The 267-nt window shown below is 46.1% G+C and carries 1 protein-coding gene; it reads right to left on the reverse strand.

The genetic code is table 11. From position 1 onward, the window contains the following. The coding region (locus tag R0J88_RS20705) for a pilin (RefSeq protein WP_410900984.1) at positions 1-260 on the reverse strand (260 nt) is incomplete at its 3' end. Positions 261-267: the final 7 nt, after the last annotated feature.

Below are 267 nucleotides of genomic sequence, written 5' to 3' on the forward strand. Positions count from 1 at the left end.
TTAGTTTCAGTTGTATCCAAACCAACTTTTTGGTTGGAATTACAATCTGTGTTCGATGCTGCATCTTCCACACCTGCAGATATCAGGCACTCAGAAACTGCGGTTTTAGCAGCTGAAGCAATGCCCATAGCCTCAGTTACCTTTGCGCGGATAGTGTAATCTTGATAGCGAGGGATAGCGATGGCCGCCAGAATACCGATAATCGCCACAACGATCATCAGCTCGATCAATGTAAAACCAGCTTGTTGCTTGCGTGTCATGGTGTGA

Source organism: Pseudoalteromonas sp. SIMBA_162, assembly GCF_046535955.1.
GTDB lineage: Bacteria > Pseudomonadota > Gammaproteobacteria > Enterobacterales > Alteromonadaceae > Pseudoalteromonas > Pseudoalteromonas marina.